Below are 13,844 nucleotides of genomic sequence, written 5' to 3' on the forward strand. Positions count from 1 at the left end.
CCGGCAGCCGCCTGCGGCCCCAAGGAGACTTCAAATGATCAAACTGAAGCAGAGCTTTGAACGCCCCAGCAAGGAGCAGATCGAGGCGATCGGCAGGTTTTCGCCGGCTACTCTTCATGAAGCGCAGGGCCGCAGGGGTGCTTTGTCTTCCCGCCTGAAGCCGATCGACTACCGCATGAAGCTCTGCGGCCCTGCCTTTACGGTCAAATGCGCGCCGCGCGACAACATCATGCTGCAGGTCGCGATCAACTACGCCCAGCCCGGCGACATCATCGTCGTTTCCGCCGGCGAGTACGAAGAGGCCGGCTCGTTCGGCGACGTGCTTGCCAATGCCTGCCTGGCCAAGGGCATCGGCGGTCTGGTGACAGACACGGGCGTTCGCGACACATTGCAGTTGCGGGAGCTTGGCTTCCCGGTCTTTTCCCTGAGCGTCTGCATCAAGGGCACCGTCAAGGAGACGCTGGGCGCCACCAACGAACCGATCCTGATTGGCGACGAAATCGTCCATCCGGGCGATATCGTCGTCGGCGACGCGGACGGCCTGGTCGTCGTCCGGCGGCAGGAAGCAGGCGAAGTTGCGAAGCTGGCCGAGGCCAGGGAAGACGCCGAAGCCGGCTACATCGCCGCCTACAAGGCCGGCAAGTCGGTCGTCGAGGTCAGCAAGCTGGAAGCGGTGCTGAAGGCCAAGGGCCTGGTGGTCGAAGACTGACGGGCGGGTCGTGGCGGGTGCAGCAACGATTTGAGAGCCGCTACGCCGGCTCCCACATGCATGTCAGGCCCAAAAGCGCGCCGCGTGAATACGTTCGAGGGCGACGCGCCTCCGATGTCCATGACTGTGCCCGCAGCCTCCTGCCGAACCCGCAAGGCCGGGCTCAAAGTGCTACAGCGACCTTTGTGCGTCTAAGACGCACGGCGCTGTAGTGTTCGGCGTCCAGCCTTTGGTGGATCCGGGATCCGGGCTCAGAGCCGCGCCTCCAGGATTAGGTTGAACGGCGTCTCCAGGGCGCGGCGGAAACGGCTGAAGCCGGCCTTGCGGAACACATCCTCGAGACGAGCCTCTCCGGCCTGAGCGCCAAGCACCAGGCGGCCGCCGTCGGAGATCGCGTGGGCGCAGCAGATCGTCGTCGACGCCGCGTAGTAGATGCGTGCCACCGGCGAGACGTTATCCTCGACCCGGTCGTTGGCGAAGGGCTCGACCAGCATGATGCTGCCGCCCGGCGCGATGGCTTTCGCGGCATGCGTGGCGGCGGCGACCGGATCGCCCATATCGTGCAGGCAATCGAAGAAGCAGATGAGGTCGTAGCCCGTAGCCGGATAATCGTCGGCCCGAGCGGTCGCAAAACTCGTCCGTTCGGCAACGCCCGCCAATGCAGCGATCTTCCATGCCTCCGCCACCGATTCGAGGTGCGTGTCGAAGCCGCGGAATTCCGAGGCGGGAAAGGCCTCGGCCATGAGGACGGTCGAGTGGCCGTGACCACAGCCGACATCGGCGACGCGCGCGCCCGCCTGAAGCTTCTCGACCACACCGTCAAGCGCCGGCAGCCATTCGGAAACCAGGCTTGCCTTGTAGGCATTGCGATAGAAGGCGGCGACGCCGCAGAACAGCTTTCCGTCATGGTCGCCCCAGGCGACGCCCCTCCCGGTGCGAAAGGCTTCCACGGCCTTTTCCTCGTCCGACCACATCGACGCCGGCACGGCCCAGGCGTTCGGAATGAAGAAGGGACTGTCCTCGTCGGCAAGGACAAGCGCCTGTTCCGGCGCCAGCTCATAGGTGTCGCTGATCGCATGGTAGCCGACGTAGCCGCCGGCGACCTGCGAGCCCAGCCATTCGCGCACATAGCGTTCGGCGCAGCCGGCGCGGCCCGCGAGCTCGCGGGAGGTCAGCGGACCGGCTTCCGCCAGTTTCTTGTAGAGCCCGAGCCGGTGGCCGAGGCTCACCATCACGCCGCCGTATCCGGCCGACAGGTCGCCGATGGCGCGCGCTACGAATGCATCCAGTTTCGCGGCGTCGACGCTCTTGTCTTGGGTCTGTAACATCTCGTCTCTCCTCTACGCGCGCCGATGAATTTCGGCCACGCGCCGAGGATCGCAGCGATCGCGGTTGAGCGGCAGAGCCGAACGGTCCACAATCGGGCCGTTTAGGCCATGCGACGCGCCTGTTTTACGGCGTGGCGTCACGCCACCGGGGAATTCGCAATGCCACGTCAGAGAGCCGAGACCGGTCCGGACCCCGTTCATGTGAGCCTCGTGGCCATCCCCGAGGCGGTGGTTTCGACGCTGACCGGCATTTTCGACGTGATGAACGCCTTCGCCGTGATGGCACCGGCCGGCCATGCGCCGCTCGAGCCGCCGCCCTTTCGGGTTGAGATCGTCGGACTGGAACCGGGTCCGCTGCAGCTCGCCAGCCATGTGCCGATTTCGGTCCAGCGCAGCATCGCGTCGCTCGAGACGACCGACATCGTCATCGTCCCCTCGGTCCTGCTCGGAGCAGAAGGCTGGCAAAAGGGTCGGCACCCGGAGCTCGTCGACTGGCTGGCCGCCATGCATCGGCGCGGCGCGCTCCTGTGCTCGGCCTGCTCGGGCCTCTTCCTGCTCGCAGAAACCGGCCTCTTCGATGGCGTCGGCGCGACGGTGCATTTTGGCTATGCCCGCGCCTTCGAGGCGACCTTTCCAGCCGTGCCGATCCGTCCCGAACAGGTGCTGGTCGTCGCCGGCAGGCGCGAGGAGCTGATCAGTTCGGGCGCCTCGATGACCTGGCACGACCTGGTCCTCTACCTGATCGCCCGCCATGCCGGCGCGACCGCCGCCCAGGCCGTCGCGCGGCTCTTCGCGCTGCAATGGCACCAGGATGGGCTGGCACCCTATATGACCTTCGAGGGACGCAAGGACCACGGCGACCTTACCATCGGCGCCGCGCAGGATTGGGTCGCCACGCATTTCTCGGTCGCCAATCCGCTGGAGGAGATGATCCGTTGCACCGGCCTGACGGAGCGCACATTCAAGCGCAGGTTCACCGGCGCGACGGGCCTCAGCCCGATCGCCTATGTGCAGCGCCTGAGGATCGAGGAGGCCAAGCGCCGGCTCGAGCGCACCGAGGCCCCGGTCGACGAGATCAGTTGGCAGGTCGGCTACGAGGAGCCGGCCTTCTTTCGGCGGCTTTTCAAGCGCGTCACCGGGCTGACGCCCGGGAGCTACCGGCGGCGCTTCAAGATCCCGGAATTCGCCCAGCCGCACCGAGGCGGCCGGTAGCCTGCCGGCCCTGTCGAAGCGAACGAAATGGCCCCCGATCACCCCAATCGGCCACGCCGGATCACGCGACGAGACCCGCCTTGCGCAGGCCTTCGGTAAATTTCCCGGCGTCGGAAGGATTCTGGAAGGGCAAGCGGGCAATATGCTTCGCGTGCTCGTATTTCGGATTGATCTCCATGAGCTCCTCCCAGATCCGCCGGGCCTCGTCGAACCGGCCGAGATGCCCCAGGGTCGAGGCGAGAAAGGCGCGCGACAGATCCGTCGTCGGGTTGACCTCGATCCTGTCGCTGAACAGGCCTGCCGCCCTTTCGTAGTCGCCATCCACGAAATAGGCGGTGCCTAGGAAATGCAGATATTGCTGCTGCACGGCCGGATCGAGGCGCATCGCCCGTTCGATATCGGGGATCGCCAGCTTCGGCTCCCCCGTATAGAGGCGCAAGACCCCGCGCATATTGAGGGCGGAGGCGAAATTGGGATTGAGCGCCAGGGCGCGATCGGCCGCTTCCGCCCAGCGCCGGTAGTTGCTCCTGAACATCGCGACCAGGGAAACCACGAAGTGATTGTAGGGATCCTGGTCGTCCTTGCCGATCGCCGCGTCGGCGAAACGCTCGGCCGCGTCGAGCGAGGTCTCGGGCGTGGCGCTCCAGTGGTTCTGGTAATCGAGGACATAGGCGAAGCCGAGGCCGGCATAGGGGGCGGCATAGGCCGGGTCGAGTGCGAGCGCCCGCCGGAAGCATGCCGTTGCCTGCTCGAACATGTCGCGATCCTTCTTGACTGCGCGCAGCATTTCCCGCCCGCGCAGGAACAGGTCATGGGCGTCGACGTCCCGTGTGCCCGCCTCGGCACTGCGCGATTTTTCCTCCTCGCTGAGCGTCACCTTCAGTGCCGCGACGATCTGCTGCGTGATGTCGTCCTGGACGCCGAAAATATCGGTCAGATCCCGATCGTAGCGCTCGGCCCAGACATGGCCGCCGCTCGATCCGTCGATCAACTGCGCCGTGACGCGAACCCGGTTTCCGGCCTTGCGAATGCTGCCTTCGAGGGCGAACTTGACGCCGAGCTCGCGGCATACCTGAGGCACGCTCACCGGCTTGTCCTTGTAGACGAAGGCCGAATTGCGCGCGATGACGAACAGGCCGGAGACCTTGCTCAAGTCGGTGATGACGTCCTCGGTTATCCCGTCGCTGAAATACTCCTGATCGGCATCGCGGCTCATATTGTTGAAGGGGAGCACGATGATCGATGGCCTGTCCGGCAGCGATCTCTCCTGCTGAACGGCGCCGCGGTCGGGCGCCGCGGCGTCGCGCAGCCAGCGCCAGACCCGCACTGGACGATCGATATTCTTCACTTGCTGTTTGCCGAGATCCTCGAAGCGGAGTTCGAGGCGATCGCGGACCTGGTCATGAACCGCCCCGGATACATAGACGCTGCCCGGCTCGGCCATCGTCTCCAGGCGGGCCGCGACATTGACGCCATCGCCAAAGATGTCGTCGCCGTCGATCGCCACGTCGCCCAGATTGATGCCGACGCGGATCTCGATCCGCTGCCGTTCCGGCAGGCCGGCATTGCGTTCGGCGAGCGCCTGCTGCATCTCGCTGGCCGCCCGCACCGCCTCCACGACGCTCGGGAATTCGGCGAGCAGGCCATCGCCCATGAGCTTGACGACGCGCCCATGATGCTCGGCGATTTTCGGCTCGATCAGGTCACCACGCAGCGATTTCAGCGCCGCGAGCGTGCCGTCCTCGTCGATCCGGATCAGACGCGAGTAGCCAACGACATCAGCGGCCATGATGGCGGCGAGGCGGCGTTCCAAAACCCTACCCTCCCACTAGATCACGATGATTTGGGTCTGATCGACCCAAAATCATTTAACGGATTCCAAATGGTTGGAGCGGGATGCGGGCGGAAAACCGCGCACACTTTTCCTCATCCCGCTTGAGAAGAATGTAGAGGATCGTCGGCCAAGAATCCATGCAAGTCTCGGCTGCGATCGGCCGTCCGGCATGCACCTTCCCGTTGACTTAGCCCGTTGCAGCCGCCACAAAGCGTAGGCCCGAGGATGCGAGGATATTGAGCCATGGACAGCGCGGCCCTTCCACCGGATCTCATCTGCCGCCCGTATCGGCAGCTTGCGCGCAACGCCCGCCTCGCCAATGCGCGACTCGATCGCGCCTGCATGGCGCTGCGGCCGGGCGAATGGGAGGCGACGCGGACGTCTTTCTTCCCTTCGCTCAAGGAGACGATGGTTCACCTTCTCAATGCCGATCGGTACTACATCGACACGCTTCGAGGTGACCGGCCCGGCCCACTGAACCCGGCGGGCGGCCGCGCGACGGCCGTGGAATTCGCAACCGAACGGGCCGAAGTCGACGACTGGCTCGTCCAATTCTGCGAGACGCTGACGCCACAGGCGCTTTCCCGGCAGATCAGCATCCCCTGGCCGGACCGGACGCTGACGGAAACCGTCGCCGATACCCTCCTCCACGTCTTCCTGCACGGCCAGCACCATCGCGGCCAGGTCCACGCCATGCTCTCCGGCACCAGCGTTCCGCCGCCGCAGATCGATGAATTCATCCTGGCTGACAATGGCGAGGCGCGGGTGGAGGATCTCGCCGCACTCGGATGGAGCGAGGCCCGGCTGACGCAATAGGCTAAAACTGTTGCCGTCCGACATGCAGAACCGACACCGCCAACGACACGAACGGTATGAGAATGGCGACCGTGATCCTCTTCCATTCCGTCCGTGGCCTGCGCTCGCTCGAGCGGGGTGCTGCCGAGCGCCTAAGCGCGGCAGGACACTCGGTCGTCACGCCGGACCTCTATGACGGCCGTGTGGCCGGCTCGGCCGACGCGGGCCTCGCCTTCGGCCGGCGAAGCCTCTGCGACCGGGCCGAGCGGGCGGTTGCCGGCCTGCCGACCTCGGCGGTGCTCGGCGGCGTCTCGATGGGCGCGGCCGTCGCCGCAAGCCTCTGGGCAAAGCGTCCCGAGGCCGCCGGCGTGCTCTTCCTGCACAGCATCGCCGAAATTCCGGCCAATGCCCGAAGCGACGTACCGGTTGAGGTCCACCTCGCCGATCCGGATGTCTACGAGCCGACCGATGAGGTCGCCGCCTGGAGCGCCGCCGCCGGAGAGACGCCGATCGCCCTGGAGGTGTTCACCTATCCCGGCGCCGGACACCTTTATACTGACCCGACGCGGCCCGATTTTGACGCCGAAGCAGCCCGCCTCACATGGAGCCGCGTCGAGCATTTCCTTGCCGCCCTCTGAAGCGCCCGCTACAGGGAAGGGATCGCTCGTCTCACACGCCGTCCCGGCTCAATCGCACTCGCCCTTCCACTTCGACGGCAATGCGCCCCCGGCCGAGGCGTACGAGGCGGATCGGCAATGCCTTTTCCTCCAGCCTGCGGCGCAGGAGCAGGAGGCGCGTTTCGAGGTTGTCCTTGAAGTCGGGCAACCGCAGCCCGCCGTCGAGCCGGATCTCCCGGTTCGTGAACTCGCTGCGCCCATTTGCCAGATGCTGCTCAAGCATCCAGGCGAGCAATCGTCCAGCCACGCCCTTGATCACATACGTACTGTCGATGAAGACGCTGTCGTCGAAGCGGTGATGGGCGACGTGAATGCCCTTGTCGGTAGCCGGCGAAGAGGGCCGCGCTCGACGTTCGGACTCCGCTTCCTCAGAGGTCCGCTCGCTGAAGGCCAGCGCCAGCGCCGCGTGCAGAGCGATGATCGACAGCGCCGTTTCGTCCTCCCGCGTGAAGACAAGCCGCGCCCGGCTCTCGAAGAACAGCGCGCCACGGACGATGCCGGCAACGGCAAGCGGCACTGCGATCTGGCTCATTGCATCCGGCATGCCCGGCACCACGATCGACCGGGTACGATTCTCCTCGCTCGAGGAATCGCGCACGGCCGCATTGAAGCGGCGAATGCGGCTCATGTCGCTGACCTTGACGATGTTCCCGCTGGCGGCCGCCGCGCCGATGACGCCGTCTCCCACTTCAACCTCCGAGCCGATACCGGAAGGTGCGTAGCCCAGGCTGCCGATGGTTACGAGCTGTTGTCGCTCCTCGCAAAGCGCAAGGAACAGGCCATGTTCGAAGCCGAGCCAGGTCTTGAGGCCGTTCAGCGTCGCGTCGACGATGCCTTCCGCGTCGGTTTCGGCTGCAATCAAATCCACGACGTGGGCGGCGGCGGCCAAACGGTTTCGCTGTGGCGACGCTTTTCGTTCGGGCTCTATCGTCGATCGGGCGGCTTCGATCCTGAGGACGCGGAAGACATCGAGGCCGCGCAGCCGCATGACGCCGGCCATGCCGACCTGTGCGCTGGTGGCGTCGAGCTGCAGCGAAAGATGGTCAAAGAGCGGCCCGGCATCGAGCGAATAGGCGAAGGTAAGCTCAAGCCGGAACTGGGCGCCGTTGCTGGCATCGACAACGATCAGCGTCGCCCGCGGGTTCATCCGGATATTGGCGGATGTCTTGCCGAAGAACTGGTTGGAAAGGGCGACATGTTCGTCGTCCACCCTGGCGACATGCGAGAGATAGGAGATGTTGGGAACGCCGTTCCCGTCGGCGGTCGCGATGATCGAGGGCACAACGCCTTCGAAGCAGGCTTCGAGATCAAGCAGGCTCAGCGTCAAGCGGCGGCGCTCCAAAGTCTGGTGCCGGCCTTCGCGCCGGGCGTCTGCAGGAAGATGTCGGAGACTTCGATGCTGACGAGAAACGGGTCGCGGTTCGACAGCCACGGCGCGATCATCTCGGCGGGTATGCCGAGTCGCATCAGCGTGGAGACCATGTCGACCAGGTAGCGGCCGGAGCGATCGATCTCGTCTGGTTCGGCGGATCGGAGCGTCGCCTCACCCTTGACCTGATAGGAAACATAGTCCGCTGGACGCGAGAAGGTGACAGCAACGCGTCGGTTTGCCTTGAGATTGGCCACGGTTCCCGGCCATTGCCAGGCCGACATCACCAGATGGACCATGCGCCGGTCGGCCGACGCCCAGGCCCCTGCCCCGCGACCGATTTCCGGCTTCAGCGCCTCGTCCGCCGTCCCGACGATCTGCATCACCGGGCTCTGGATGAAACTGGCCAAGTCTTCCTCAATCATCGGCATTCGCCCCCCGTGGTTCGCCCATACAGCAGTTAGGCAGGTTTTAGGATTCCACGCCACCCTTTAGGAAGCTTTTAGGAAACAGCCTCCCGCAACAAGACTAGAGAAGACGGCAGCAAAGGAGGCCCTACCATGCAAGACGATCATCCAGTGAAAATGCCCGAAACCGCCGTCGCCGTGATCGGCGCGGGTCCCGGCGGCCTTGCCGCAAGCCGCTGGCTCGGCGCCCACGGCCTGGTGCCGGCAATCATGGAAGCCGCGCCGCGCCTTGGCGGCCAATGGAACGCCGCATCCGTCACCAGCGCCACCTGGCCCGGCATGCGAACCAATACCAGCCGGATCATGACCGCCTTTTCCGATCTGGACCATGCTCCGGGCACGCCCACCTATGTCCGGCAGGAGGAGATGCTGAATTATCTGGAGCGCTATGCCTTCACATTCGGCTTGCTGCCGCATCTGCGTCTCGGCACCCGGGTGGAGTGGCTCGAGCGGACGGCGGAAGGGGCGTGGCTGATCCGCTCGATCTCCGATCAAGGGACGCGCGCCGAGATCTTCCGGCAAGTCGTCATCGCGACCGGCCGCCACAACCTTCCGCAGGTGCCGGAAATTCCGGGACTTTCGTCCTTCGATGGTGCCCTCGGCGTTGCTCATACCGCGCAATACGCCGGTGCGGAGCGATATCGCGGCCGAAAGCTCGTGGTGGCGGGCTGCTCCATCAGCGCGCTGGAAATCGCTTCCGACCTCGCCCTCGGCGGCGCCGGGAATGTGGTTTCGACCAACCACCGCCAGCGCTACATCCTGCCGAAGTTGATTGCCGGGGTGCCGACCGATCACGTGATGTTCACCCGCGCCGCCGCTCTTCTCGGCGAGGTCCTGCCGCCGGAGGAGCTTGCGGCGGGAATGAAGTCCACGGTCGTCAAGGCCGCCGGCAGGCCGGACCAATTCGGCGCACCGGCAGCTGCGGAAAACATCTTCGCCGCCGGGATTTCCCAGTCGCAGCATTTCCTTGCGGCCGTGGCCGAGGGACGCATCGCCGTGCGCCCCTGGATCGAGCGCATCGAGGGACGCACCGTGCGCTTCTCGGACGGCTACACCTTCGAGGCCGATGGGCTTCTCTTCGGCACCGGCTTCCGCCTGTCGCTTCCCTGGCTCTCCAAGGAGATCGCCGAGACGATCGGTCATGACGGAAGCCACCTCGACCTCCACGACCACACGTTCCATCCGGACCTGCCGGGGCTTGCCTTCCTCGGCCTCTACGATCTGATCGGTCCCTATTTCCCGGTGCTGGAACTGCAAGCCCGTTGGATCGCCTATTGCCTCGCCGGCCAGCTGCCCCTGCCCTCGCCCGAGACGATGCGGGCGGGTGTCGAGAAGGCCCGCGCGATGCGCTCCGGCCCGCCAAGCCTGGCGATGCACGTCGCCGCTCTGATGTTCGCGCGCAATGCCGGCGTCGAGCCGGATCTCGCCGCATGGCCGGAGCTCCAACGCCCGCTTCTGTTCGGGCCGCTCTCGCCGGTCTCGTTCCGTCTGGACGGCCCTGATGCCGATCTCAACGCACCCGTCAAGATGCGGATGGCCGCGGCCGCCTTCGGCGCGATACAGGACGACTGCTTCACGCCGGAGGAGGACTCGCTGCGCCGGCTCGTCGGGCCTCGCGCCACGCGGACGGCCGCGTAAGGGCTGGCTGAAAAGGGGCCAGGAAAGTGGCAGATTCTTGTCTAATCTGCCGCTCATCCGCCTCCTTCTCCCCGCAAGTGGGGCGAAGGGACGATGCCGCGGGCCCTCCCCAGTCCCCTCTCCACGCGCGCGGGGAGAGGGCTAGGGTAAGGGGCAAACTGAAGGCCCCGGCCCTACGTCTTCCCATACCCCCCGCCGGTCGGCGTCACCACCGTGAAGGTTTCACCCGCTTCGAGAACGGTGTGGGCCGAGCCCGGCAGTTCCTCGATCCGGCCGTCATTGCGCCGGACGCGGTTGCGGCCGAGTTCGCCGGGCTCGCCGCCCTTCAGCCCGAAGGGGCGGATGCGGCGATGGCCGGAGAGGATGGCGAAATCCAGCCGCTCGCGGGCCCGGATGGTCCGCTCGGTGCCGTCGCCCGCCGACCATTTGCCGCGGCCGCCGGAGCCCTTGCGGATGTGGAAGTCCTCGAGCACCACCGGGAAGCGCGTCTCGAGGATTTCCGGATCGGTGAGGCGTGAATTGGTCATGTGAGTGTGGACCGCGTCGGCACCGTTGTAGCCCGGCCCGGCCGGCGCGCCGGAGCAGATCGTCTCGTAATACTGGTAGTTGGCGTTGCCGAAGGTGAGGTTGTTCATCGTCCCCTGCGCTGCCGCCTGCGCCTCGACCGCGCCGAACAGGCAATTGGTCACCGCCTGGCTCACCTCGACATTGCCGGCGACGACCGCCGCCGGATAGCGTGGCGTCAGCATCGTGCCTTCCGGAATGACGATGCGGATCGGCCTCAGGCAGCCGGCATTCATCGGGATATCCGCCTCGACCAGCACCCGGAAGACATAGAGCACCGCCGCCCGCGTCACCGGCTCCGGCGCGTTGAAATTGTCGGCCCGCTGCGCCGACGTGCCGGTGAAATCGACCGTAGCCTCGCGGTTTTCGCGATCGATGGTAATCTTCGCGACGATCCGGCAGCCCTGGTCCATCTCGTAGGAGAATTCGCCGTCGCTCAACTGGTCGAGGACGCGGCGCACACTTTCGGCGGCATTGTCCTGGACGTGGCCCATATAGGCTTCGACGACGTCCTCGCCGAACTGGGAAATCATCTTCTTCAGTTCCGCCACGCCCTTCTCGTTGGCGGCCACCTGCGCCTTCAGGTCGTTGACGTTCTGCAGGATGTTGCGGACCGGATAGCGCGCCCCGTTCAAGAGCCTTTCCAATCCCTCCTCTGAGAAGCGGCCGCGGTCGACCAGCTTGAAGTTGTCGATATAGACGCCTTCCTCCTCGATATTGGTGGCGAGCGGCGACATCGAACCCGGCGAAATACCGCCGATATCGGCATGGTGGCCGCGGCTTGCCACCCAGAAGCGGATGTCGCGGCCCGCGTCGTCGAACACCGGCGTGCAGACCGTCAGGTCCGGCAGATGCGTGCCGCCGTTATAGGGCGCGTTGATCAGGAACACGTCGCCCGGATGGATGACCGGGTTCTCGCGGATCGCGGTCGCGACGGACGCATCCATCGAGCCGAGATGCACCGGCATATGCGGCGCGTTGGCGACGAGATTGCCCTTGTTGTCGAAGACCGCGCAGGAGAAATCGAGGCGCTCCTTGATGTTCACCGAATAGGCGGTGTTCTGCAGTGTCACGCCCATCTGCTCGGCAATCGACATGAAGAGGTTGTTGAAGATCTCCAGCATCACCGGGTCGGCCCTGGTGCCGATCGCGGTGCGTTCAGGCAGCGGCTTGATGCGCCTCAGCACGATGTGGTCCCTGGCCGTCAACTCGGCCTGCCAGCCATCCTCGACGACGATCGTCTGGTTCGCTTCAACGATGATCGCCGGACCTGTCAGCCTTTGCCCCGGCTTGATTTCCAAACGCAGCGCCACCGGTGCATCATGAAGCTCGCCTTGCGAATAGAAGCGGGTTTGCCGGCTAACGGCGGTCTCCCCGGCGGTGGTCGCCAAGCCGTCCGCCTCCATCTCGGCGGCTCCGCCGCCGACCGTCTCGACCTCGACGGCATCGATCACCAGCGGCTTGTTCTCGGCGATGAAGCCGAAGCGGCGCTTGTGCAGGGTTTCGAATTCGGCACGCAGGCGCTTCGCCTCATCATGCTCCGGAAAGCTCGCCTCGACGGCCAGCACCGTATCCGTGCCGGCATAGCGGATATGGGCGCGCAGATGCGTGCGGATACGGTCGCGGCCAATTCCCTGGGCATCCAGTTCCGCAAGGCATTCCGTTTGCAGTTCCGTGCCGAGCGCCGAAAGCGCCTGTGGCGCGGCATCATCGAGCGCCACGCCCAGCGCCTTCTGGCGCGTGGCGCGGATATCGGCAAGTCCCATGCCATAGGCGGAAAGCAGCCCCGACATCGGATGCAGCAGGATGCTCGTCATGCCGAGCGCATCGGCGACGAGGCAGGCGTGCTGGCCGCCGGCGCCACCGAAGCAGTTCAGCGCATAGCGCGTCACGTCGTAGCCGCGCTGCACGGAAATCTTCTTGATCGCCTCGACCATGTTGGCGACGGCGATGCGGATGAAGCCGTCGGCGACGTCTTCCGGGCTGCGCCCGTCGCCGATCTCGGCGGCGAGCGCCGCGAAGCGTGCGCGCACCGTTTCAACGTCGAGTCGTTCGTTCTGCTCCGGCCCGAAGATCGCCGGGAAGAACTCCGGCATCAGCTTGCCGAGCATGACATTGGCATCGGTGACGGCGAGCGGTCCGCCGTTGCGGTAGCAGGCCGGGCCCGGATTGGCGCCGGCCGAATCCGGCCCGACGCGAAAGCGCTCGCCGTCGAAATGGAGGATCGAGCCGCCGCCGGCCGCCACCGTGTGGATCAGCATCATCGGCGCCCGGACCCGCACACCGGCGACTTCGGTCTCGAAGGCGCGCTCGTATTCGCCGTCGAAATGGGCGACATCGGTCGAGGTGCCGCCCATGTCGAAGCCGATGACGTGGTTGAAGCCGGCCGCCTCGCCCGTCCTGGCGAGGCCGACGACGCCGCCGGCCGGTCCGGAGAGGATCGCGTCCTTGCCCTGGAACAGGTCGGCGGCCGTCAGCCCGCCGGACGACATCATGAACATCAGCCGGGCGCCGGAGCGGGCGACGTCAAGTTCCTCCGACACCCGCGCCACATAGCGGCCGAGCACCGGCGAGAGATAGGCGTCGATGACCGTCGTATCGCCGCGGCCGACATATTTGACCAGCGGCGAGACCTCGTGGCTGACCGAGACCTGCTCGAAGCCGATGGCGCGGGCGATGCGGGCGACGGCCGCCTCATGCTCGGGATAGCGGTAGGCATGCATGAAGACGATGGCGACCGCCCGGTAGCCTTTGGCCTTCAGTGCTTCGAGCATATTCCGCGCCGCACCCTCATCGAGCGGCCGTTCGACCGTGCCGTCGGCAAGCACGCGTTCGTCGAGCTCAATCACATCCGAATAGAGCGCCTCCGGCTTGACGATTTCGGTGGCGAAGATCTTCTTGCGCTCCTGGTAGCCGATCCTCAGCGCATCGCGAAAGCCGCGCGTCGTGACGAGCGCCATCGGCTCGCCCTTGCGCTCCAGCAGCGCATTGGTGGCGACCGTCGTGCCCATGCGCACCTCGCCGATCAGCCCCGGCGGCACCGGCTCGCCGGCGGCAAGGCCGAGATGCAGGCGGATGCCGTGCACGGCGGCGTCGCGATAGGCGCCGGGATTTTCGGACAGGACCTTGAGGGCGTGCAAGCGGCCATCCGGGTCGCGGCCGATCACATCGGTAAAGGTGCCGCCGCGGTCCACCCAGAAGTCCCAAGTGCCAGCCATCTTCGTGTCTCCTCGCTGAAATGAGCGTTCCGC

General features: G+C 65.8%; 10 protein-coding genes. 5 read left to right on the forward strand and 5 right to left on the reverse strand.

The window, feature by feature from the left end; all coding sequences use genetic code 11:
• Window positions 1-34 precede the first annotated feature (34 nt).
• On the forward strand, window positions 35-709 hold the full coding sequence (locus N181_RS11860; RefSeq protein ID WP_037395868.1) for a 4-carboxy-4-hydroxy-2-oxoadipate aldolase/oxaloacetate decarboxylase: 675 nt from the start codon (window positions 35-37) through the stop codon (window positions 707-709).
• Between the two features lie 251 nt (window positions 710-960).
• On the opposite strand, the gene N181_RS11865 is transcribed toward N181_RS11860, so the two are convergent.
• Window positions 961-2,037 (reverse strand): class I SAM-dependent methyltransferase, encoded by a 1,077-nt coding sequence (locus N181_RS11865; protein WP_037395866.1) that lies wholly within the window; start codon window positions 2,035-2,037, stop codon window positions 961-963.
• Window positions 2,038-2,196: 159 nt separating this feature from the next.
• On the opposite strand from N181_RS11865, the gene N181_RS11870 reads away from it, so the two are divergent.
• On the forward strand, window positions 2,197-3,249 hold the full coding sequence (locus tag N181_RS11870) for a GlxA family transcriptional regulator (protein WP_037395864.1): 1,053 nt from the start codon (window positions 2,197-2,199) through the stop codon (window positions 3,247-3,249).
• 61 nt (window positions 3,250-3,310) lie between these two features.
• On the opposite strand, the gene N181_RS11875 is transcribed toward N181_RS11870, so the two are convergent.
• Window positions 3,311-5,062 (reverse strand): adenylate/guanylate cyclase domain-containing protein, encoded by a 1,752-nt coding sequence (locus tag N181_RS11875; protein ID WP_080577532.1) that lies wholly within the window; start codon window positions 5,060-5,062, stop codon window positions 3,311-3,313.
• Between the two features lie 264 nt (window positions 5,063-5,326).
• On the opposite strand from N181_RS11875, the gene N181_RS11880 reads away from it, so the two are divergent.
• Both N181_RS11880 and N181_RS11885 read left to right on the forward strand, forming a co-directional pair.
• The gene (locus N181_RS11880) at window positions 5,327-5,899 is read left to right on the forward strand and encodes a DinB family protein (protein WP_050994649.1); all 573 of its coding nucleotides are present in this window, start codon (window positions 5,327-5,329) and stop codon (window positions 5,897-5,899) included.
• Window positions 5,900-5,961: 62 nt separating this feature from the next.
• Window positions 5,962-6,516: a dienelactone hydrolase family protein gene (locus N181_RS11885; RefSeq protein ID WP_060563393.1), complete on the forward strand. Its 555-nt coding sequence runs from the start codon at window positions 5,962-5,964 to the stop codon at window positions 6,514-6,516.
• A 31-nt stretch (window positions 6,517-6,547) separates the two neighbouring features.
• Here N181_RS11885 and N181_RS11890 read toward each other — a convergent pair whose 3' ends face one another.
• Both N181_RS11890 and N181_RS11895 read right to left on the reverse strand, forming a co-directional pair.
• Entirely contained in the window at window positions 6,548-7,882 is a 1,335-nt protein-coding gene (locus tag N181_RS11890) for a pyridoxamine 5'-phosphate oxidase family protein (RefSeq protein ID WP_050984068.1), read from the reverse strand.
• Window positions 7,879-8,355, reverse strand: a complete 477-nt coding sequence (locus N181_RS11895) for a hypothetical protein (protein ID WP_244427713.1) — start codon at window positions 8,353-8,355, stop codon at window positions 7,879-7,881. The genes N181_RS11890 and N181_RS11895 overlap by 4 nt, the downstream gene beginning before the upstream one ends.
• A 129-nt stretch (window positions 8,356-8,484) precedes the next feature.
• Between N181_RS11895 and N181_RS11900 the strand changes: the two genes are divergently transcribed.
• The gene (locus N181_RS11900; protein ID WP_050994648.1) at window positions 8,485-10,029 is read left to right on the forward strand and encodes a flavin-containing monooxygenase; all 1,545 of its coding nucleotides are present in this window, start codon (window positions 8,485-8,487) and stop codon (window positions 10,027-10,029) included.
• A gap of 173 nt (window positions 10,030-10,202) precedes the next feature.
• On the opposite strand, the gene N181_RS11905 is transcribed toward N181_RS11900, so the two are convergent.
• Complete coding sequence (locus N181_RS11905) at window positions 10,203-13,811, reverse strand: hydantoinase B/oxoprolinase family protein (RefSeq protein ID WP_037432470.1); 3,609 nt, start codon at window positions 13,809-13,811, stop codon at window positions 10,203-10,205.
• Between the last annotated feature and the right edge of the window lie 33 nt (window positions 13,812-13,844).

The sequence above is a fragment of the Sinorhizobium fredii USDA 205 genome (assembly GCF_001461695.1).
Lineage (GTDB): Bacteria > Pseudomonadota > Alphaproteobacteria > Rhizobiales > Rhizobiaceae > Sinorhizobium > Sinorhizobium fredii.